Annotated in this window: 16 protein-coding genes; 4 read left to right on the top strand and 12 right to left on the bottom strand. The window is 56.8% G+C overall.

The window, feature by feature from the left end; genetic code table 11:
* Positions 1-314: 314 nt before the first annotated feature.
* Entirely contained in the window at positions 315-1,751 is a 1,437-nt protein-coding gene (locus tag SH421x_RS04220) for an IS4 family transposase (RefSeq protein ID WP_488851384.1), read from the top strand.
* Between the two features lie 52 nt (positions 1,752-1,803).
* On the opposite strand, the gene SH421x_RS04215 is transcribed toward SH421x_RS04220, so the two are convergent.
* The 3 genes from SH421x_RS04215 to SH421x_RS04205 are packed head-to-tail and all read right to left on the bottom strand — an operon-like array spanning position 1,804 to position 4,645.
* Positions 1,804-2,136 carry a gamma-butyrobetaine hydroxylase-like domain-containing protein gene (locus SH421x_RS04215; RefSeq protein WP_488854147.1) on the bottom strand — a complete coding sequence of 111 codons (333 nt, stop codon included), beginning with the start codon at positions 2,134-2,136 and terminating at the stop codon, positions 1,804-1,806.
* A 3-nt stretch (positions 2,137-2,139) separates the two neighbouring features.
* Positions 2,140-3,372, bottom strand: coding sequence for a cysteine desulfurase-like protein (locus SH421x_RS04210; RefSeq protein WP_488854146.1), 1,233 nt, complete (start codon positions 3,370-3,372; stop codon positions 2,140-2,142).
* A complete protein-coding gene (locus SH421x_RS04205; RefSeq protein WP_488854145.1) occupies positions 3,362-4,645 on the bottom strand; it encodes a phenylacetate--CoA ligase family protein in 1,284 nt (427 codons plus the stop codon). Before SH421x_RS04205 ends, SH421x_RS04210 begins: the two co-directional genes overlap by 11 nt.
* A gap of 510 nt (positions 4,646-5,155) precedes the next feature.
* On the opposite strand from SH421x_RS04205, the gene SH421x_RS04200 reads away from it, so the two are divergent.
* A complete protein-coding gene (locus SH421x_RS04200) occupies positions 5,156-6,430 on the top strand; it encodes an MFS transporter (protein ID WP_488854144.1) in 1,275 nt (424 codons plus the stop codon).
* Positions 6,431-6,553: 123 nt separating this feature from the next.
* On the opposite strand, the gene ruvX is transcribed toward SH421x_RS04200, so the two are convergent.
* The 7 genes from ruvX to SH421x_RS04165 form a co-directional block, all read right to left on the bottom strand.
* Positions 6,554-7,033, bottom strand: a complete 480-nt coding sequence (ruvX, locus tag SH421x_RS04195) for a Holliday junction resolvase RuvX (protein WP_488854143.1) — start codon at positions 7,031-7,033, stop codon at positions 6,554-6,556.
* A complete protein-coding gene (locus SH421x_RS04190; protein ID WP_488854142.1) occupies positions 7,030-8,112 on the bottom strand; it encodes a mannose-1-phosphate guanylyltransferase in 1,083 nt (360 codons plus the stop codon). The genes ruvX and SH421x_RS04190 overlap by 4 nt, the downstream gene beginning before the upstream one ends.
* A gap of 9 nt (positions 8,113-8,121) precedes the next feature.
* Positions 8,122-9,522 carry a UTP--glucose-1-phosphate uridylyltransferase gene (locus tag SH421x_RS04185; RefSeq protein WP_488854141.1) on the bottom strand — a complete coding sequence of 467 codons (1,401 nt, stop codon included), beginning with the start codon at positions 9,520-9,522 and terminating at the stop codon, positions 8,122-8,124.
* Positions 9,523-9,677: 155 nt separating this feature from the next.
* A complete protein-coding gene (locus tag SH421x_RS04180; RefSeq protein ID WP_488854140.1) occupies positions 9,678-11,288 on the bottom strand; it encodes a hypothetical protein in 1,611 nt (536 codons plus the stop codon).
* 106 nt (positions 11,289-11,394) lie between these two features.
* Entirely contained in the window at positions 11,395-12,333 is a 939-nt protein-coding gene (locus tag SH421x_RS04175) for a hypothetical protein (protein ID WP_488854139.1), read from the bottom strand.
* A 110-nt stretch (positions 12,334-12,443) separates the two neighbouring features.
* The gene (gene metK / locus SH421x_RS04170; RefSeq protein WP_488854138.1) at positions 12,444-13,622 is read right to left on the bottom strand and encodes a methionine adenosyltransferase; all 1,179 of its coding nucleotides are present in this window, start codon (positions 13,620-13,622) and stop codon (positions 12,444-12,446) included.
* A 377-nt stretch (positions 13,623-13,999) separates the two neighbouring features.
* The gene (locus SH421x_RS04165) at positions 14,000-15,007 is read right to left on the bottom strand and encodes a methyltransferase (protein ID WP_488854137.1); all 1,008 of its coding nucleotides are present in this window, start codon (positions 15,005-15,007) and stop codon (positions 14,000-14,002) included.
* Between the two features lie 162 nt (positions 15,008-15,169).
* Between SH421x_RS04165 and SH421x_RS04160 the strand changes: the two genes are divergently transcribed.
* On the top strand, positions 15,170-16,432 hold the full coding sequence (locus SH421x_RS04160; RefSeq protein WP_488854136.1) for a prolyl oligopeptidase family serine peptidase: 1,263 nt from the start codon (positions 15,170-15,172) through the stop codon (positions 16,430-16,432).
* Positions 16,433-16,448: 16 nt separating this feature from the next.
* Here SH421x_RS04160 and SH421x_RS04155 read toward each other — a convergent pair whose 3' ends face one another.
* Together SH421x_RS04155 and secA are read right to left on the bottom strand one after the other, a co-directional pair.
* Positions 16,449-17,759 (bottom strand): 3-deoxy-D-manno-octulosonic acid transferase, encoded by a 1,311-nt coding sequence (locus tag SH421x_RS04155; protein ID WP_488854135.1) that lies wholly within the window; start codon positions 17,757-17,759, stop codon positions 16,449-16,451.
* 135 nt (positions 17,760-17,894) lie between these two features.
* Positions 17,895-21,602 carry a preprotein translocase subunit SecA gene (gene secA, locus SH421x_RS04150; protein ID WP_488854134.1) on the bottom strand — a complete coding sequence of 1,236 codons (3,708 nt, stop codon included), beginning with the start codon at positions 21,600-21,602 and terminating at the stop codon, positions 17,895-17,897.
* Between the two features lie 350 nt (positions 21,603-21,952).
* Here secA and SH421x_RS04145 point away from each other — a divergent pair, with 350 nt between their 5' ends.
* A complete protein-coding gene (locus SH421x_RS04145) occupies positions 21,953-22,768 on the top strand; it encodes an MBL fold metallo-hydrolase (RefSeq protein WP_488854133.1) in 816 nt (271 codons plus the stop codon).
* Positions 22,769-22,894 lie beyond the last annotated feature (126 nt).

Genomic DNA, 22,894 nt, shown 5'->3' with positions numbered 1-22,894 from the left:
CGCACGGCTCACAGAGCCGTGGCACACCCATTTCTAACCCAATCGCAAAGCAGCGGCTGACTAGTTCGCTTGGCGATTGGGTTTGAAGACATGCTCATTCGTCGAAGACGCCGTAAGAGCATGGCACGAATGGCACAGTCATTTGAGGTCGAATTTTATTCGGCGCAAAATCCGTCTATCTGCAAGTCGAGTTTTTCGATTAAAATTCTCGACGCAGGACGATTGATCTTGCTGTGAAACCCTCCCAGGTCTCACACTTTAAAGCCCTCCCCGGTCGTTTGGCGCTTACCAGTGAGACCAGGGAGGGTTTTCTCATGGCATCTTGGTCGAATCACGCCGCTGGAGGCAACTTCAGTTTCGCGCAGGCGGTTGCTGGATTCCTGATCGCATCGGGAATCCCTTTTGTCGACATCTTGAGTGAGGAACGGATCGCTCGGGTTTTCGCCAAACACCAGCGACTCTTTGGACGCTCCTACACCACCGCAATCGTGCTGTGGACGTTTATGAGCCAAGTCCTTCGCGACGGCAAGGAAGCTTCCTGCCAGAGTGCGGTCGCTCGAATCAGCAGCTACCTTCACGGAAATAATGGTGGCGATGTCGCCCCGGACACGCGCGACTATTGCCGCGCTAGAGCGAAGCTTTCCGAAAATGCCCTGCACGAATTGACCACCGAGATCGCCGTCGAAACGGAGCGACTAGTTCAGCCAGAGCACCTGTGGAAAGGTCGACATGCCAAGCTCGTCGATGGGTCAACCTTCCTGATGCCCGACACGCCGAAGAACCAGGCCGCTTATCCCCAGAATCCCGCCCAACAACCGGGCATCGGTTTTCCGATCGCTAGGTTTGTGGTCGTGATCTCATTGGCGACCGCCTGCGTGGTCGATTGTGCGATCACCAGGTACATGGGCAAGGAGACCGGAGAGACGGCGCTGCTGCGGCAACTGATCGGCTGCTTTGTCAAAGGCGATGTGGCGGTGGCTGATCGGTTCTATGGCAACTACTGGATGATTGTGTTGCTAATGCAAGCGGAGGTGGATGTTTGCTTTCGCAAACATCATGGTCGGCACACCGACTTCCGTCGCGGTCGTCGACTTGGTAAACACGATCATGTGGTCCGCTGGGATCGTCCGAACCGACCGACGTGGATGAGCAAGGAAATGTATGACTTGATGCCCCGGTCGATTGAGCTGCGAGAGATTCGTTATGTCATCGCCAAGCCGGGGCGAAAACAAGAGCCGTTCATCATCGTCACGACCCTCACCCAGGCCGACGGCGAAGACTCGGTGCAGCACGAGGATCTCGCAGAGTTATTTGGCTTTCGGTGGAATGCGGAATTGGATATTCGGAGCATCAAGACGCACCTGAACATGAATCATCTTCGCTGTAAAAGTCCAGAGATGGTTCGCAAAGAGTTCTGGGTGACCATGCTGGCGTACAACGCGATCCGGACGACGACGCTTGGGAGTGCGTGGATCTGCGGCAGGCGACCACGAGAGGTGAGCTTCGTCAGTTGCTGCCAGTTCGTATTAGCGGCCTGGGATGTGATCGGCTCCATGACAGGCATCGAACATCGGTCTTACTGCCTCAGTCGATTAGAACAGATCGGAAAGTGCATCGTGGGACAGCGTCCAGGCCGCATCGAACCGCGAGTGCGAAAGAAACGCGGCAGCAACTACAAGCTAATGGTGCAACCTCGCCAAGAACTGCGCGAGCGACTCGCTGTCGGCGACAACTCCTTTGAAACAAGATAGTTACAACTATGACTGTGCCATTCGAGCATGGCACCAGGCTTAGCGCCTAGCGCTAATCGGCGGCTGGGTAGGGTTGGCCGAGCGAGTAGAGATACTCATAAGTATAAATGCCTGAGTCGTGTCCGTCGCTGAATTGGATTTGGTAGGCGTAGCGGCCGATCGGCTGCATGCCGGTGATCCGCAGCGGGATCAATTCTTCGGGGGCTAGAATCGTCAGCTGGTTGGGCGGTTTCTCGGCGGCCACGCGGGCCTTCTCACGCGTTAGCGCGTCAGGGCTGGCTTCACGGAGGCTGCGGACGGGGTAAACCCGCTGCGCGCCGTCGGACCACTCGATCCACAGGTTTCCATCGTCTAATAGTTTTAGCTGCTGGGGAATGGCCGACATCGGTTACTCCAACTCTCGCAAAATGGACGCGACGCGATCGATCTCTGCCGGCGTGTTGTAATGCACCATTCCAAGCCGGACCGCGCCTTCGGGTTCTAAGCCTATCGCTTCGGTCAGCGACAACGCGTAATAGTTGCCGTGCCAAGCGAAGACGCCGCGTTCGGCCAGATAGCGGGCCAACTGCTTGGGAGGCAGCGCCCGGTGCCGGATCGAAAAGGTTGGCAGCCGCTCATCAACGCGCTGGGCATTGGAAATGCCGTAAAGGGTCACCCCATCGATCGCTCCCAAATCGTCGAGCAGCTTGGCGCTAAGGGTTTGTTCGTAGGCGACAATCTTGGCGTACGAGGCCTTTAGCTGATCGCGGCGCGAACCGCCAACGCCGGCGATTTGCGAGAGATATTCGATCGCGGCGACGGCGCCTGCGATCCCTTCAAAGTTTTGCGTGCCGGTCATCCAGCGGCCCGGCAGCGACTCCGGCGCCGGTCGCAATTTGTAGGGCCGCAGCATTTCCATCCGCATTCGCTGGCCGTAGAGGATGCCGACGTGCGGCCCAAAAAACTTGTAGGCCGAACAGACCAGAAAATCGCAGCCCCAATCGCTAACGTCCATCAGCGCGTGCGGCGCATAATGAACCGCGTCGAGAAACACCAGCGAGCCGGCGTCATGCGCCAGCCGAGTGATCTCGGCCACGGGATTGATCGTGCCGACGGCATTCGACGCACAGCCGACGGCGACCAGCTTGGTCTTGCTCGACAGCTTGCTGCGAAAGTCATCCATATCGAGCGTGCAGTCATCCGTGCGGATCCCGATCTGCTTGACTGTAGCGCCAGCATCTTGCGCCGCCAACATCCAAGGGCTGACGTTGGCGTCATGATCCAGCTGCGAGACCAGGATCTCATCGCCGGGGCTCCAAGTACGCGAGAGGGCGCGCGACAGGGCGAACGTCAGACTGGTCATGTTGGCGCCAAACGCGATCAGGTCTGAGTAACCAGCGCCCAGCAGATCGGCGACGGCGGCGTGCGCGTCGTCCATCATTGCGTCGGTCTCGCGACTAGTCGCGAAAACGCCATGCGTGTTGGCGTTGTGACGCAGCAGATAATCGCTGACCGCATCGGCGACGCTTTGGGGAACTTGCGTTCCGGCGGGGCCATCCAGATAGACGATCGGCTGGCCATCTTGCTGACGGCGCAAAGCGGGAAACTGCTCGCGACAGCGCGCGACAAACTCAGGAGGCATGACGTTTATCCACAAAGCGACGACCTTTGCCCTCGAACCGAGGCAACGAGCCGATCTCGACCGAGGTGACTTCGATCCGCAGACCGAGACGAATCTGTAATTCTTTGGCGACGCGATCAGGGCGATTTAAGCGATCTTCGATTTCGACCGCCAGCTGATCCATCTGACCGTTCTTGAGCGCGGTCATCCGAAACTCGACGATCTCGGGGAAGCCGCGGACGATTTGCTCGACCGATGACGGAAATACGTTGACGCCGCGAATGATCAGCATGTCATCCGCGCGACCTAGCACGCCCCCTTCAAGCAGCACAAAGTTGCAAGGCCCGTTGTGATTCCAACTAGGGCGGACCAAGTCGCCGGTCCGATAGCGAATGACCGGCGCACCGTAACGGCCGAGCGTGGTGATGACCAGTTCAGACAACTCCAGCTCGGTGGCCGGCTTGCCCGATTCGACCGAGATAAACTCTGCCAGAAAGAAGGCTTCGTTCACATAAACGCCGCGCTGTTTTTCGTCCGAGAATCCCCAGGGGCCAATCTCGGTGGCGCCGGTATGATCGATCACTTTGGCGTTCCAAGCCGATTCAATTTTTTGCCGCACGGCAGGGATCGAACCGCCCGGCTCACCGGCCAAGATGATGCGGTGGACATTCGTATCGCCGATATCGAGCTTTTGTTGCTGCGCCACTTCGGCCAGATGCAACGCGTAGGTTGGCGTACAAAAGAGGGCGGTTGCGCCGTTTTGGCGAATCAGTTCTAACCGCGCTTCGGTGCTGAGCCCGCCGCTGGGAATCGCCAGACAGCCGCGCGCCGCGACCGCATCAAAGGCGCTCCAGAACCCCACAAACGGCCCGAAGCTGAATGCAAGGAAGCAGCGATCCTCGGGCCCGATCTCGGCTGCGTCCAGCACAAACTGCCAACCATCGAGCCACCACTGCCAGTCGGCCGCGGTGTCAAGCACGACCATCGGGCGTCCTCGCGTGCCGCTGGTGCGGTGAAAACGGACGTAGCGCTCTAGCGGATAGGTCCGATTGGCGGCCAAATCGCCGGTTTCGACCTTTCCGACCAATTCGTCCTTGAAAGTGAACGGCAAATCTGCGATCGCGTCGAGCGATTCTAGCGGGTGGGGCAGCGAACCTAACTTGTCCACATAAAAGGCATTGTGCGGCAGGATTTCGGCAACCAACGCATTGAATCGGGCAAGCTGATGTGCGGCTAATTGCGAAGCGTCGAGACGGCGAAGTTCGTCTCGCTGGGCAAACGTGTATGTAGTCATGTCTGCATCATAGAAACTGCGGCGACTCGCGGAAAGTCGGCGATTGCAATTACGGATTGGATTAGCCAGCGGCATGCCCTCGCTGTCGTTTTTTGAAGTTGCGCTATTTCGCAGGTTCGTAAGAAATAGAACGCGGAGGACACGGATGAATCACGGAAAACGCGGTAAGAATTAAGCCAAAAACGTTCACACCAGCCCGCAGCGCCAGCGAGGGAATTCGCTTGGCGATTCCAACCCAGATCGAAGTAGCCAAGCGAATTCCCTCGCTGGCGCTGCGGGCTAGTGTTTCATCGGTTTAAAATAGCGCAACTTCAACTGGGGCGCAGCGGGCTAGTGTCTGAACCGTTGGGGCATTCGAGATTCGTGCTTCATTCGACATTCTGATTTCGACATTCATCATTCCCACCGACCTCATTTCCCTGACGCGCAACCCCTTCAAGGGGAACTAGGCTACAATAAGCCCCTTTCCTAGCACACCGCCTTTGTCACTCTCCAACGTTAGCCCGCCGCATGAGCTCTGTACCTGTCGATAGCAACAAAACGACCAGCCATGGTTCGCTGGCGGTCATCTTTTTAACCGTCTTTATTGACCTGCTGGGCTTTGGCATCGTGCTGCCGCTGCTGCCGATTTACGCCTCGCAGTTTGGCGTGGATGAACATGGGATCGAGCTAGGGCTGTTGATGGCCAGCTTCTCGGCGATGCAATTTTTGTTTGCGCCGCTGTGGGGACTGTTGTCGGATCGCATTGGCCGGCGCCCGGTGATCATGATCGGCCTGTCAGGAAGCGTGATCTTTTATACGATCTTTGGCATCGCGACCGAGTGGCAATGCATTTGGCTGCTGTTTGTCGCCCGCATCGGCGCCGGGATCGCTGGCGCGACGATCTCGACCGCTCAGGCGTACATCGCCGATACGACCAGCCTAGAGAACCGGTCGAAAGGGATGGCGCTAATCGGCATGGCTTTTGGCTTGGGCTTTACCTTTGGGCCGCTGCTGGGATTTTTGGCGGTGCCGACCGGCGAGGGCGATCCTGGTCCTTGGCCCGGCTATGTCGCGGCGATTTTATCAGCCGCGGCGCTGGTGCTGGCTTGGTTCAAGCTGCCTGAATCGATGACGTTTGGCGCCGCGACGACAACCGTCAACTCGCATCGCGGTTTTTCATTCAGCTCGCTGCGCAAGGCCTTGGGCGCCAAATCGCTGGGCAGTTTGTTGATCGCGTTGTTTGTCTGCGTCTTCTCGTTCGCCAACTTTGAGACAACGCTCGGCTTGATGATCCACGGGGGCCGGTTGCCGGATAGCCCGTTTCACTTTTCGTTTCGCGCGGTCTGTTTGACGTTTGCGTTTATCGGAGCGACGCTGGCCATTGTGCAGGGTGGAATCGTCCGCCGGTTGGCCGGCAAGGTTTCGGAAGGGGTGCTGGCGGCATCCGGCGGAATCGCCCAGATCGTCGGCTTTTTGCTGATTTCGGCGGCGATTCAGACTGGCTCGACTGGATTGCTGTTTGCGGCGCTGGCCATTGTGGTAGGCGGCTTTGCCTTTGTCACGCCGTCGCTGAATGGGTTGATCTCACGCCGCACCGATCCCGAGAAACAAGGCGAAGTGCTGGGCGTGGCGCAAAGCGTGAACTCGATGGCCCGCATTGTGGGCTCAGGCCTGGGGATACCGCTGCTGATGTACTCGATGACGCTGCCGGCCTATGTCGCCGCCGGCTTGATGGCGGTTGGCGTGGTGTTGATCCTGGTCGCAGCCCGCGGCGGGAAAGACTTTGAGGCCGCCTCGTCTTAGTTGGTCGATGTGAGCAAGGGGAATTTGGGCGGCGGCAATGACGAATGTCGAAATCAGAATGTCGAATGAAGCACGAAGTCTGATTGAAAGATCGAGATCGCATCACAGCGGGCGACGAAGCGGCTAATCATCCAGCGCATCGAGCCCCGCGTCAGCCCGGGCGGGGTTCTCTAGATAGGCGGTTAGCAAGATCTGCGCGGCTAGCTTGTCGATGACTTGCTTCTTCTTTTGCTTGGTCATCCCTAGACCTGCCAAGTAATCTTTAGCGATGCTGGTCGTAAAGCGTTCGTCGTAGAAGACGATCGGCACGCCGGTGATTTTGCCGAGCCATTTGCCGAAGTTGCGAGCCTCGCCGGACTTGCCGCTTTCGTTGCCGCTTAAGTGAACCGGCAGTCCCACGACAAACAATACAATCCGCTCTTGGCGGGCTAAATCTTCAAAATAGTTCCGATCCAATTTCAGGGAGCGACGATTGTAGTTCTCTAGCGGACTGGCCAAGATCCGATCGGGATCGGTAATCGCGACCCCGATGCGAACCGTGCCAAAATCGATGCCGGCAATGCGGCCGGTTGTGGGGATTTCGGGAAGCTTGCCCTCGCTCATAGGTGAGCATCCCAGCCGTTGGCTTGCAGTTGTTTGACCACTTCGCGAATTTCTTCTTCGCGGTTCTTATCGGCGACCAGCGTTGCATCGTGCGTATGGACCACGATTACATCACGCATCCCCAGGGTCACAATCAAGTGATCATCATCCGCTTTGATGATGCAGTTTTGCGTGTCGACCCCCAGATGATTGGCCAACACGGTGTTGCCATCCGCATCTGGCTCGTTGAGGCGCTGCAAGCTTTGCCAATTGCCGACGTCATCCCACAAAAACGGCGCTTCGACCACGACTACGTCCTGATGACGTTCCATCACTGCGTAGTCAATGGATTTGCCGCGAATCGCGGTGAACTCTTTGGTGAGCGTTGCGGCTTGGGCCGGAGTTCCCCAAGCGGCGCCGATCGCGGCGAGATGGGCGAACATGTCAGGCTCGTAACGCTGCAGCGCGTCGAGAATTGTCTTGGCTTTCCAGATAAAGATGCCCGAGTTCCAATAGAAGCGGCCCGACTCAAAATATTCGCGGGCCACATCTCCTTTTGGCTTTTCGCGAAACCGGGCCACAGCAAACGAGGGCGGATCTCCCACATCGCTACTGAGCTCGTCACCCCGTTCGATATAGCCGAACGTCTCCGCCGCATATTTGGGCTGGATGCCAAAGGTGACGATCCGATCAGCCGAATCAGCAACCAATGCGGCGCCATATTGCAGGGCCGATTGAAACGCCGACTCAGGCGAGATCACATGATCGGATGGCATTACAACCATAATCGCATCGGGATCATCGCGCGAGACAAGCAGCGCCGCCAGTCCGATGCAGGGAGCCGTGTCACGCTTGCAAGGCTCGCCCACAATCGCTGCTGCCGGTAGCGTGGGAAACTGCTGCTGAATCGGTTGAACCAGCCGCTCGTTGGTCACAATTAAGATTCGCTCCGGCGAAACCAGATCGCCCAATCGCAAAGCAGTGGCCTGGATCATCGTCCCGTCACCGGTCAGATCCAATAATTGCTTCGGTCGGTCGACGCGACTCGCTGGCCAAAACCGAGTTCCGGCTCCGCCGGCCATGATCACCGCATGTAGCATTCGTCCATCCTATTCTAACGAGTCGCCCAAAACCGTCGGTTCGACGATTGGCGACATTTCCCCGACTTTTGATTTTAGCTCTTCACTATCGAGTGCGAACAGCGGACTAATTTCGATCGGCATCTCCGCCGCGACCGAAACGCCGGCTTCGACCAACCATTTCGTATAAATCGCCGTCAATGCAGCACGAGCGGCGCTCGGCGTATCGCTGGGCGCCCCGTCGGCGTTCTTAACCGGCGCAAAAGTAGTCGCCGGCGAGATCTCGACGACGATCGCATTTTTGGCGTGCGGCAGCAGATCAAAGATGAAACGCTCAAACTTGATTCCATTGGGCGTTTGCGGATCGATCTGCTCGCCGGCGAAGGTGCAGTACGGCACTTTCTTGCTGGCCAAATGCCATGGCAAGCTCTCGGCGTCGGCGGCCATATTGGCCAGAAAATCAACGTTCAATCCATGAATCGCGATGTTGCCGGCCCAATACTTCAGCGAACCGCTGGCGTCTCGCTCGGCCGCTAGTTCGTCCGAAAGCTCGCTATACTCGACCAAGCGCAGGCGCCCTTCGACCTCGACCAGCACGCCCACTTTTTCTTCGGGACGCTGCTTGGCCACCACCTGGGTCGACATCTGACTGCCGCTCAACCGGTGATATCCCAAAAAGAGCGGTTCGCAAACGTCGGCCAGCGGGTTGTCGACTTGAAAGTAGTAGACTTCTTCCAGACCGCGACCTTGCATGTCAGCCAGGCAACCGCTCTTGACCAGCGCCGCCAAGGTTCCGCCGTGACCATCAGGGCTAAGCGCCAGTTGATCAGGCGCCGCCAATAGCAACTTGCCGCTCGCCGCGTCGACCGCCGGCATCGTCCCTTGGCAGAAGATCTTGAGCTGCGCCTCAGGCAAACCGAAGTTGCCGTTGGCCGCAAAGAACTCGACCGTATCGTCATGCGTTGCAGGACTGGTCATCAGATAGAGCGGGATCGCGGCGTTGTAGCGATTCCCCCTGGCGATCAGCTTTTCAACAAAGATCTGAAATAGCGTTCGCTCGGTGACCGGGCCAATCGGAAACATCCCTTTGGGATGATCAAAGCCAAGCCGTGTTCCTTGGCCTCCAGCAACCAGCAATGCGCCCACCTTGCCCCGCGACAGCAGATCTTCGCCGGCTGCGATCGCATCGGCTTCGTTGATGCGTGGCGCGGCATCCTCGAGCCGAATCGCCGGCGGAGAAGTCATCTGTAGCGGTCCTGCGGCGGCGGCAGCTTTTTTCTTGAGCGTCGCGGCGATCTCATCCAAATCAACGGCAGCCAATTGCGCGGAGAGTGCAGCAGCGACCTGCGGATCGGCGGCTTGGAGATAGTTCAACAAGTCCTGCTCGCCGGCGCTGGTTAGTTTTGCGGTGAGTTGGGGATCAATCGACATTTCGTCCGCCTTTATCCTGGGTTTCAAAAGCCTGACTTGTCGCGACCGCGGGGGCAGTCTCGGCTTACTCTGCAAAGCACCTATTATTGGCGGTTTGAGAAATCGAACAACCGCGCGGTGCTGAATAAATGAGGAAGCGGCGCGGAAAACGAACTTTACTTCGTATTCCGCACAGGCAAGCGAACCTCCAGATCGTCATACCCCTGGAAGATATCATCATCCTTTCCGTCGATCCCCAGCGAGATGATACTCATGCGAATCTGGTACGGCTGGCCATTGTCAGCGTCGATCAGCATTTGCGGCAGATAGCGGGGCGAAAGCGATGCGATCGCCTGCGGATAGTTTCCGTTATCACGCTGAAAAGCGGCGGCCGCCAACACGATCTGCGTCATGTCGAGCTCCTTGCGCAGCTCTTGTTCACTATCAAAGTACTCATAGGCGGGAACAAAATACTCTTCCAACATCGTCTTTGCGACGTCACGACCGAGCGTCTTGCCGATCGACTTTTGCTGAAAGATCTGCAGCAACAAATTGGGCTGTTCTGATTCGTCTTCGCTGACTAGTTGATAGTACTCGCGATTGATCTTGACCAGCGCTGCATTCGTCTCTGGGATGGTGGGTTGCTGTAAAGCGGCGGCTGTTTTATCAAACAGCTGATTCGCAATGCGAAGCGGTTCGTTCCAGTCCATAAAGTGATTGCCAAACGCCGCATCAAACACCTTCGCGAGATCGCGATTGCGGGCATTGGTTTCATCAAAGGCTTCTTTGCGCGCGGTGCGAATAACTCCTTCGATGATCGACAGACAGATCAAACGCTCGAAAAAGTCATATCGCTCTACTCGAAATTCGTCCGCAGGCACTTTCGTAATTTGCTGTAGATGAGCGACCAAAAATTCGGAACTGGCCGCCGGCGAATCGGCCAATGCGCGACTTACTCGGCAAGCATTCAAGCGAATTTCGCAGCCGCTTTGCCAGCCGCTGACGGTCGGCGACAAGCAAACCAGCGCCCCCAGACGATGCAGTCGATAGGCGTCCTCGGCACAGCCTTGCAGGTCGCCGGCGCCAAGTCGCCGCATCGCGCGAGCCGCCAACAATTCAGAGGCTCCGCGGGCGATTTCTAAGGTCGGTTCCGCTATTTCGTACAACCCGAATTCTTGCATTTCAGGCAGCCAACCGACCGGCTCATAAAATCGCTCACGCTCGACCGCTTGCTCAATATGCGCTAGCGGCTTCGCGTTGCGTTCTATCCACTTGCCGATCTGGGGAAACTCCTCCTCGCTCCAGGGACGCAGCGTCGCCTCTAAAAGCTGCCGCTCTAACTCATATGCTTGATCGCTAGCCGCATCTTCGTCCTCCGCCGATTCATTGGCAGGCGGCAGCGCAAAGTCATCCCATTCCACTAAAAAAGGATCGTAACTCGCAAAGCGACGAATTCCCAGCGCCGCGAAAAATTCGCGACTATTGATAGCTAACAATGTCCAATAATCGGGGCCTGCCGCCAGCCACAGTTCGACGGCCGCATTGTTTTCCGGCGTCACCCCTTTGCTCAGGCGCGCGTTGATCGCCGCCAGGTAATCGACGTTGCCTGCGGCGTCGAGCGGACCTTCGATATGGGTCGTCTCTTTGCTGATCTGGATTTTGCGCAAGCGTTTTTTGAGCTCTTCCTTGGAAGTTGCTTTCGCTTCGGGCTCTTCGGCCTGGATCAGGGAAGGCGCGATGGCCTGCAGCAATAACAGTAGAAGCAGCAAGACGGAGGCGCGTCGCATGGCGAAGATCCGAAATAGCGCAGAAGGGACCAAATCAGGAGACGAGACGATAGGCCCGGATTCTACCACGCATTTTGGGCCCCTGCACTTCCTGCTGGGGCAACGACTAAAGTTCGCCGTGGTCGGCGGCGGCGTGCAGTTCGAGCACCACCGAAACCGCTTCGTCCAGTCCGCCGCTACGGCGGAGTTCGACCCGTGCGCCGTGCGCTTCGACCAAGGTTGTCTTCACCGATACTTCGGGGCCTTCAACCTGACAGATCTCGACTTCCGGAATCTGGGCCAGCGGCGGACAAAATGCGACGTGGACAGTCTGATGCCGCTCACCGGCGGCGAAATCGGCCCGTAGATAACCGTAGACGACCTCGGTCATCGCTTCCCGGGCACGCGTAAGCTGTTGCGAAACATTGCCGGCCACAAAGTGCGGCCCCTGAGTCTCGGCGTCATCAAATCGCCAGAGCTTGTCTTCGGCATCTGCCGCCGGAGGAGGAGTCTCGCTAAGCGGTGATTCTTTTGCTGTTGGCGGATCGAAACGGCGCGTCACGACCGGCTTGGCCGGCGCAACTTCTTCCGTTGCTTCCTGCGACTTCGCTCCGTGAGCGGCACGTAGCGCTTCTCGAGCGCTGATCGCGGGGCGTTGAAAGCCACCGGGTAAAATCTGGGGGATGAAGAAGAGGAGCGTGATCGCTTCTTCCGCCGCCACGACAAACCAGAGCAAGAAGACAACAAACGCTGACATCTGGCTGCTGGTCAACGAGGCCGCCAAGACAATGCTGCAAACCAGCGGCGCCAGTGCGATGGTGAACTCTGCCTGCGGCAACGACCGACAGCGTCCGCCGTAGAGCCAAAGCGCGCGAATCGAAGCGGCAATCCCGGCCAACGTGATCGCGGCAAAGAAGATCGCGAAGCCAGAGACGTCAACCAACGACCAACCGGCCAGACGAAGCCAAATCGCTTGCAACGAGACCAGCGCCAAAGCGATGGTTCCGATCCACGCGGTCGGCAAGAGCAAAAGCCGAGCTTCGCTGCTGGGAGGTTGGTTAGACATAAATACGATTCCGTTCGGGTAGGCGCAGGAAAAAACCTTCCTGCCGCGGTAGTTTGGCAGGAAGGTTTTGAGCGTGCAAGTCGGTTTTGCGAGGTAAACCGACGCTTCCACTAGCTGGCGACAGCGGCGACGCCGGCTTCCGCAGCGAGCGTGGCGGCCGGCTTGGTGCTTTCCCACGGGAATTCTTCGCGACCAAAGTGCCCACCAGCGGCGGTGGCGCGGAAAATGGGTCGACGCAGATCCAAGTAATCAATGATGCCGCCGGGGCTGAGCGGGAAATGCTCACGAATTAGCTCGACAATGCGGGCGTCATCAATTTTGTTGGTGCCAAAGGTTTCGACATGGACGCTGACCGGTTCGGTCACGCCGATCGCGTAAGCCAGTTGCACTTCGCACTGCTCGGCCAGACCGGCGGCGACGATGTTTTTGGCGACGTGACGGCCCATGTAAGCGGCGCTGCGATCAACCTTGGTCGCGTCTTTACCACTGAAAGCACCACCACCGTGACGGCCCCAGCCGCCGTAGGTGTCAACAATGATCTTTCGACCGGTCAGACCGCAGTCCCCCATCGGACCACCGACGACAAACTTGCCGGTCGGGTTGATGTGATAGGTGATTTCGCCGTCGATCAGTTCGGCCGGTAACAGCGGCTTCACGATCTCGTTCATGATGTAGTTGCGAATTTCGGCGTTGTTGACCGAATCGCAGTGTTGTGTCGATACGACGACCGTGTCGATGCGCACCGGCTTGTCGCCGTCAAACTGCACCGTCACTTGGCTCTTGCTGTCGGGACGCAGCCAGTTGACTTCGCCTGCCTTGCGAGCTTCGGTCAGACGATTCAAAATCTTGTGCGACAGAGAGATCGGCAGCGGCATCAGTTCTGGCGTGTGATTACAAGCGTAGCCAAACATCAGACCTTGGTCGCCAGCGCCAATTTGCTTGCCGGCTTCGCTGTTTTCATTCACCCCTTGGGCGATGTCGGGACTCTGCTTGTCGAGCGTCACCATGACGGCGCAGGTATCGGCGTTAAAGCCCATTTTGTCATCGGTATAACCGATGTCGCGAACGACCGAACGAGCGACGTCTTGATAGTCGATAACCGCTTTGGAGGTGATTTCGCCCGCCATGACGATCAGACCGGTGTTGACCAGCGTCTCGCAGGCCACGCGGCTCATGGGGTCCTGAGCCAAAAGAGCATCCAGAATTCCGTCAGAAATCTGATCCGCCATCTTATCCGGATGGCCCATGCTGACAGATTCGCTCGTAAACAAGTACTTTCCAGAAGCCACAGATCCCACTCCTAAAGCGATAACACGCGACTGCGCCCTCCAACCCCGAAAGTGGGAAGGGAACGATTCAGCAAAACGCGCATTATAGGAACATTCAGGCCATTTGAACAACGGCGGATCACAGCAACTTGCGGATATTCTTCCTCTGCCAAGGCCGTAAGGGGCGAACTTCTAGTATCCGAAAACTAAAAAATTGCAATTCGCTTAATGAACGGCTCCCCCATGAGGCTATTCGCACCGGGGGGGTTGCCACTCCATTTTGAGAGAGATCCTTCGATCGCGTCCTTAGGAAAATAGCGTTGGATTGAAACGTTAGTTCCGAGCGAAACTGACTAGCTCAATACTGTTCGCTAGAAATGCTGTCCAGAAAGTTACGACTAAATCGCGGTCGACTCCAATACTGAAATCGGCTGCGACGTGTGGATTACGCGGTCAAGCTGGAACCCGCAAGCGGCGACCAGATCACGATACTCGGCTTCTGTCCGCTCTTTGCCTCCGGGGATTAACATCATCGTCAGGTCGAGCAACTTGCCGGGGAAAGGCTCGTTGCCAGCTGGGATGACGTATTCGACCAGCAGGAGCTTTTGGCCTGACTGCATTGCAGCGCGACAATTTTTCAGAATCAGCGTGCTCTTTGCATCATCCCAATCGTGGATGATGTGACGCATCATATAAGCGTCAGCTCCGGTGGGGACTTCCTGAAAGAAGTCGCCGCCGACCAGCGTCATGCGGTCATTGACGCCTGCGGCGACAAAGTTAGGCGCGGCGCGCTGCACCACATGCGGCAAATCGACCAACAAGCCCCGAAGCTGCGGATATTTGGTGAGCAGCGAGATCAATTTTGATCCATTGCCGCCGCCGACATCGGCGATCACGCCAAACGAAGAAAAGTCATAGGCGCCCAGAATCGCTTCCGTTTCGCGGCCATGGATACTGGTCATCGCAGCGTCAAAAATTGCCGCCGACTTGGGCTGTTTCCCCAAGTAGTCGAAAAAGGGCTCTCCATACTCTTGCTCAAACGCATTTTCGTCTGACTGCACGGCGCTGCGAAGTCTGCCCCATGTCGCGTAATGCTCTCCTCCCATCATCAGCGTCAACGGCTGTAACGATAGCGGATGATCGCTTTGCAGCGGCTCGGCAAGCGCGGTCATCGCAAAGGTTCGCGGTTCCGTTTCAGCAAAAAGGCCGAGCGACGCCGCCGCTCGCAGCAAACGATAGAGACGATCCGGGTTAGCGTCGCACTGTTGCGCCAATTCTTCGACTGAGGCCGGCCCCTGGCTTAGTAAATCAGGCAGCCCCAACTCACCAATCGAAATGACAATTTGCGAAACCTGATATCCACAAATCATCTGCATCAACTGATCTAACGAAGCATCGTTTGACATCCAATCCAACTCCCAAATGCGACACCATGGCGAAGCAGCAGCCCGCATTCTAGCGATCTCGGCCTGCCGCTGGCGAGCCGGGGAAAACTGGGTGACTCAGCCCCCCGGATCGGTTAATATGCTCGCACTTGGATCTCATCAACCCCCGCTAGATCGCCTACCATGCCGATTCAATTCACCTGCCCAAGTTGTGGAAAAACCTACAGCGTGGGGGATCAACTCGCCGGCAAGCAGGCCAAGTGCAAAGCGTGTGGAGCGACAATTCCGATCCCCCAGGCCAACCGCTTAGACCCAACGGAGGCGGAAGAGGAATACGGCTTGGTAGGGTATGGATTGAAAGACGATCTCTTTGGCGGTGAGTCGACACTGGGGCCGCTGCCTCCCACGCCCCAACCGGTTGCGGCTACAAAAAAGCGAAGCGGATCTCGCTCTGGGCTGAAAACATTGCTGTACGTGGTGGGAGGAATCGCTGGCGGTTTCTTGCTGCTGATTGCAATCTGCTGCGGGGCCATCTCGATGCTGCCATCTGCGGCCAACGAACCACCAGGACCAACGTTGGAAGAACGCCTGGCTTCGATTGAGTACCAACCAATTCCGGCGCCGTCGTCATCGCATGGCATTCCCGGCAGTGAGGTTCGGATGGCGTTTGTGCAAAGCCATGGCCGTGGCCCAGCCGGTTCGATGCAACTGCGAATCTACATGCCGCCGGGCGAACATGCAGCGGGCTCGTTGCCGTGCGTGGTGGTCGCTCCGGCTGGTACGACTTTGCTGTATGGCTCGTCGATGGATGATGACGACTACCACGACGAAACATTGCCGTACGCCGAAGCCGGCATGGTTGTGATCTTCTATTCGTTGGATGGCCCCGAAGAGGAAGACGAGGGACACCAATCGTCGAAAGGCCCCTTCCCCAGCTATCGGCATTTTCACGACGCCTGTGCTGGAGTAGTCAATGGTCGTAACGTGATCGACTATGTCATCAAAAACATTCCGCAAGTCAATCCGCAGAAAATCTACACGGCCGGCCATAGCTCGGCAGGCACCTTATCATTACTGCTGGCGTCGTATGAACCACGAATCGCTGGCGCCGTCGCCTACGCGCCCTGCATTGATGTCGAAAGCCGACTATCGACCCTCCTCTGGCTCCCCGGCGTCCAAACCGCCTATCCCGGGGTCAAGCAATTCCTGCACGAAAGTTCGCCCCAAAATCGAGCCGACAAAATGGATTGCCCCGTCTTCCTCTTCCATGCCCGAGATGACTCGAATGTTGATTTCAGCGAGTCGCTGGGATACTCCAAGCAACTAACGCAGCACGGCGTCAACGTAACGTTCGTTCCGGTCGAAACCGGTGAACACTATGATTCGATGATCGCCGAAGGAGTTCCGCAGGGAGTCAAGTGGATCCAGGAACAGGCGGCCAAATAGCAAAAGCAGCGAGACGCTAGGCGGCCGCGCGGCGATGACTAACTTCGCCTGGCGGCAAAAAAGGGCGGAGCACGTTGAGCGTGTTCTGGACCGCGCCCAACTGCGAAGCGACCAGCTGCTGAGCGTTCTCGCCCAACTCAGCGCGCCACGGGGGCTCATCCAGACAGCGCCCCACAAAATCAACCAAGGCCGCTTCGTCTGTGACCATCACAGCGCCTTCCGCATCAAGCAGCATGTGCACCACGTCACGGAAGTTTTTGGTGTTGGGTCCAAAGCTGACCGCGGCGCCATAGGCGGCCGGCTCAATCATGTTTTGTCCGCCGCGACGACCAAAGCTGCCGCCAACAAAAGCGATATCCGCCAATCCCCACCAAGCGCCAAGCTCTCCGACCGTATCGACCAGCAGCACATGGGCTGTCGGATCGACCACACTGTACTCCAGCGACGAGCGCCGGGACCAGCTGACGTTACGCTCATCCAGCAGTGCGGCGACTTCGTCAAAGCGTTCTGGGTGTCGCGGCACCAAAATCAGTCGCAACTGGGGATGACGCGGCGCTGCCGACACAAAAGCGTCAAGCGCCGCCGCTTCTTCACCGGCTTGCGTACTACCGGCCAAAAAGACGATTGCGTCGCTGGGAATTTGCGTCAAGCGTCGCAGCCGTAGCGTCTTTGGATTGCGGCGATTGGTTTCGGCGCCGTCGAATTTTAAAGAGCCTGTGGGGACAACGCGATTGGCGGATGCTCCTAAAGCAATAAACCGTTCGGCATAGGTCCAGTCTTGCACTGCGATACAGTCGAGCTTGCGCAAAATCGGACGCAACAAGGCAGCGACGCGGCGATAGCCGGAGTAGCTTTTTTCGCTCAAACGCCCATTGACCACAGCGACCTTGACCCCGCGCCGCTTGGAAATCTGGATCAGATTCGGCCAGATTTCGAGTTCGACCAAGATTAGCGTTTGGGGGCGGATGCGACGCAGCGCCGTTTTCACAGCCCAGCTAAAGTCGAGCGGAGCATAGCTGACCAAGCAATCGTCATAGCGTGCCCGCGCTAACTCATAGCCGCTGTGCGTGGTGGTCGTGATGTAAAAATCCACGTCCCGTGATTCACTGCGAATCCCCTGGATGATCGTTGCTAGCAGATTGACTTCGCCCACGCTGACCGCATGCAGCCAAACGCAATGCCGATCCCCGTGACGCTTTGCGACCAGGCCAAAGAATTTTTGCAGTAATCCACCGCGACGACGCCCGCGAACCAGCGCTGACCAGACAAAGTACGGGATGGCCGCAGTGATCGCGCCGAGATAGACGATGTTGAGCAACCAACCCATAGGGAATCCTTTCCCGGTCTCGACTCATGGCAATGCGGCGACGCAATGAGGCGAGCAGAACATGCGACGCTTGAAGGGGGGAATCGAAAAGCAGAGCACTATCAGCACTCTGCTCTCTGATTATCGACAGGTATGCTACGTAACTCCGCGGTCTTTGCCCATATGACAATCTTTGTATTTCTTGCCGCTGCCGCAGGGACAGGGAGAATTACGTCCAACCCGCTTTCCGACGTTGCGAATCGGTTCGACAACCTCTTGTTCGCCGGGGGTTGAACCTTCGTTGAGCTCTTGCTGATGGGCCAGTTCGGCGGCTGTCGAGCCAACTTCGTCATGGCGGGCTTCGGTTTCGGTCCAGGTCGAGCTGACGAAATCTTCGTTCAGGCTTTCGATCTTATAGACCAGATCGGTAACGCGTTCGCCGATCGATTGCCACATCGCTTCAAATAAACGCATCCCTTCTCGTTTGAATTCGACCTTGGAGTCGACTTGAGCATACCCCGAGAAGGCAACGGCGCTCTTAAGATGGTCCATCGCGAGCAGATGATCTTTCCAGATCGAATCGATCAATTCGAGCAGCACGCTCCGTTCCATTCGGGTCATTTCAGGACGATAACGTTCGTTGACTTCGCGAATCAAGCGCTTTTCGAGTTCGGCTCGATCGAGTGGGGCTAACTCATCGGCGTCGACTTCTTTGTTGATCGTCATGCGGATCCAGTCCGCCAATGAGTTCACTTTGCCGTTGCCACCGCTGACGATCGCTAGCGTCTGCTGATCCGAGCCAGACTCATAGATCGATGCGACTTTATCGCGAACCTTCTGGATCTTCTCAGCAGCCTGCAGGATGTGCCCTTGGCTCTTTTCTTCGAGCAACCGCTGGATTTCGTCGCGCTGCTTGCTTTTGATATCTTCGAGATCGATATTGATTTCAAAACGTCGCGCGGCCCAGTCAATCAAGCCTTCGCGATCCAAGCGAGAATGTCCGCCCGATTTGTCGCTGAACTTATAAATGCCGGCCAAGACGGGGTACTGCGATTCCTTCTGTTCGTAGGCGGCTTTGGCCTTCTCCAGAATCATATCGGCGATCGCTTTTTTGCTTTTCTCACGGAAGTCCGCGACCGCAAGCTGCAGATCGAACTTGTAGTGAACCCAGCCGGCCAAGCTCTTATAGCCAAAATCAGGATCGAGAAACTTTTCCCCGTCCGACAGATCGACCTTTTGGATTTGCTCGCGGGCCTTTTCGACCAATAGCGTATCGACATGATCACGGCCCACCTTTTTAAGGTCGCGATCACTAAAATTGGTCTTCCACATCGAATTGGAAAAGCGGGCCATGGCCTGCCAGTTCCATTCGGACTCTTCTTCTTCGGCCGGCAGATTCTCGTCGATCGCGGCCATCACGTTAGATTCGGCCTGACGCTCGGCTTCGTCCTTGGCATGTTCGGCCGCGGCGTTAATATCGAGTCCGCGATAGTCGCGGGGATCCAACTCGCACGAAAGTTCCATGCCGGCCCAACGCGCGAATGTTTCGACGCCGTAATCTTTGGCCAGCAGCATGTCGACATAGCGGTCGGTCTGCCGCTCAACCATGTCAAGAATCAACTCTTTGCAGTCGCCGCCATCCAAAATTCGTTGGCGGAAGCCATAGACGCGCTTGCGCTGCTCGTCCATCACTTCATCGCTTTCGAGCAGATTTTTACGGATGTCGAAGTTGCGTTCTTCAATCTTCTTTTGAGCGCCTTCGACGCGGCGAGTCACCATCCGACTTTCGATCGCTTCGCCGGCTTTCATCCCGCCAGGCATGCTCATCAAGAAGCCGCGGATCCAATCACCAAAGAAGATCCGCATCAGATCGTCTTCGAGCGACAAGAAGAAGCGACTGCTGCCGGGATCGCCCTGACGACCGCAACGACCACGCAGCTGCAAGTCGATACGACGCGACTCGTGCCGCTCGGTGCCGATCACATGCAAACCGCCCAATTCGCGGACGACTTTGCCTTCTTCTTTCATCTTCTCGCGCGACTCAATGTCGGCGATTAGCGCATCCCACTCTGCTTCCGGCACTTCTAGACGTGTCGGATATTTGTCTTGCAGTTGCGCCCAAGCCAATGTCTCGGGATTGCCCCCCAAGACAATGTCGGTACCGCGACCGGCCATGTTGGTGGCGATCGTCACAGCGCCGATCCGTCCCGCTTGCGCGACAATGTCGGCTTCTCGACGATGCTGTTTGGCGTTGAGCACCTGATGACGAACGCCGCGCCGCTCGAGCAAGGCTGAGAGACGTTCGCTCTTCTCGATCGAGACGGTGCCGACCAGGACGGGACGACCTTTTTTCTGGATGTGGCGAATCTCTTTACGCGGGAACTCCGTGCGTCCTTTGCCCCCTTTTTCTTCAAAGACAACGACGCTCTCTTCTTCACGAATCAGCTTGCCCCAGCGTTCGCTGCCATCCTTCATCTCAAGCACGTCCCACTTGTGGAACCGTTCGATCTCGTCGGCGACCGCTTCGTATTTTTCTTTTTCCGACATGTAGATAATGTCAGAATGGGTGATTCGCTGCATCGTCCGGTTGGTCGGAATCGCGATCACTTCCAGCTCGTAGATCTTCCACAATTCGCCGGCCTCGGTCATCGCAGTACCGGTCATGCCGCCAAGCTTGTCGTACAGCTTGAAAAAGTTCTGCAGCGTGATCGTCGCCAGCGTCTGCGTCTCTTCTTTGATCGGCACCCCTTCTTTCGCTTCGACCGCTTGATGCAGACCATCGCTCCATTGGCGACCTTCCATCTTACGACCGGTATGCTCGTCGACGATCACCACTTTGCGATCTTCGACCACATAGTTGACGTCGCGGATGTACAGAAAATGGGCCTTGAGCGAATTGTCGATCAGGTGAGGCCATTCCATGTTGCCAGCGGTATAAAAGCTTTCGACACCGGCTAGGCGTTCCGCCTCGCGCACTCCCTCGTCAGTCAGGTTTGTGCTGCGATCTTTTTCGTTCACTTCAAAGTGAACTTCTTTCTTCAGCGTGCGGGCAATCTTGTCGGCAACTTCATACTTGCCTTTGTCTTGATTCGCCGGTCCTGAGATGATCAACGGCGTTCGCGCTTCGTCGATCAAGATGTTGTCGACTTCGTCGATGATCGCAAAGTTCAAACGCCCCTGCGACTGCTGCCAACTTTTCGGAAAACGCGCATCGCCGCGCGCGGCAGGGCGCATATTATCGCGCAAGTAATCGAAGCCGAACTCGTTGTTCGTACCGTAGGTGATGTCTAACGAGTAGGCGACTTGTCGCTCGTGAACTGGCATGTTGCTTTGAATCGCGCCGACCGTTAGGCCAAGCCCTCGATAGAGCGGCGCCATCCATTCCATATCGCGGCGAGCCAAGTAGTCATTCACGGTGACTACGTGAACCCCTTTGCCTTCCAGCGCGTTGAGATAGGCCGGTAGCGTCGCAACCAGGGTCTTACCTTCGCCCGTCACCATTTCCGCAATCGCGCCGCTGTGCAACACCATGCCGCCGAGCATCTGCACGTCGTAATGGCGCATGCCAAGAAAGCGTTTGCCACCTTCGCGACAGACGGCGAACGCTTCGACCATCAGGTCGTCCAACGTTTCGCCTGCGGTCAGACGCTGCTTGAAGAGCCGCGTTTGATCAAGCAGTTCTTCTTCAGACATCGCTTCGTATTTTGATTCGAGCGCATTAATCGCGTCGACAGTGGATTGCAGACGTTTTACGTACCGAGCATTCGACGATCCAAAGATCGACGTGATCAGTCGTTCAAAACCGCTGAGCAAATTGCCAAAAAACAGGCAAATTTGCTCCCACATCCGTTCCAATAGCTCCATCGGTCGCTTTGCTAATGTCGGGTCAAAAGGGAGGGAAAGGTTAGATGCGAAAACGTCCTTAAGATGACATGAATTCCGCCGGCAAAATGTGCGCAAACCCTTTCCGCTGGGTAGCTTATAAGGATTATACCACCCGGTCAACCGCGCTTCGATCGGGGCGAACCAGACTGTTCGTTGAAAATCGAACAATCTTGGTCGCCAAGTCGTGCGAGGGACAGAAGATCGGACGGAAACGACGTCCTGCGGTTGAAAACCGCAACCAACCGCGAAACAATCAACCTGTCCCCTTTGCAAGCATTCGGCGACTTGCCCAAACGCTTGTTTCCTCAACACCTTAGGTCAATCCCCTTTTGAATCTCGCCGTCAAACCTGCAAAAACTCGCGATATTCGGGGGAAATTGATTCTCCTCGGTACCGGCACCTCAGCCGGCGTCCCCTCGATTGGATGCGGATGCCCTGTTTGTGCTAGCAGTGACCCTCACAACAAGCGGATGCGCTGCTCAGCCATTTGGGGACTTCCCGAGGGAAATCTGCTGGTGGACACTCCGCCAGACATGCGATCGCAACTCCTGCGCGAAGATATTGGGATCGTACACGCCGTCGCCTACACGCATCAGCATGCCGATCATCTGTACGGCTTGGATGACCTACGGATTTTCCAGTTCTACCTGGGACACGGCGTGCCGCTGTACTGCGAAGAAGCCGTTGAAAAGCAAATTCGCCTTGCTTACGGCTACGCGTTTTCGGATTTAACGCCGACTCATATCGGCGCAGCGCCGGCGTTGGATATCCAGCGAATTGGCCTCAGCCCGTTTTCAGTGCTGGGCGCTCTGGTAACGCCGATTCGTTTAAAGCATGGCCCTCGTTTTGATGTCCTCGGCTTTCGCATTGGCAATATCGCCTATTGCACCGATACCAACGAGATCCCGGTCGAAAGCCTGCCGCTGCTGGATGGCCTGGATGTGCTGATCCTCGACGCTCTCCGTCCCGATCCCCATCCGACCCATTTTTCGCTCGCTGAAGCGGTCGCCATGGCCGAGAAAATAGGGGCCAAGCAAACCTATTTCACGCATGTCTCTTGCCGCATGGATCATCAAGAGACAAACGCCAAACTCCCTTGCCATATGCAGTTGGCATACGATCAACAAGAGATTCCGCTCTCCTAAGCAGGGAAGATGGTTCACCTTGTGCGCAAGTTGATGCTCCCGCTTCCGCCAAGAGAACAATGTTTACCCAGTGCAGCTAATCGCAAAAAAGCTCTCTTTCCTTGTTTTTTTCAGCAATTCCTGACG

The sequence above is a fragment of the Blastopirellula sp. SH421 genome (assembly GCF_057808535.1).
Note: the sequence above shows the minus strand (reverse complement) of the source record. Positions and strands in the feature narration are given on the sequence as shown.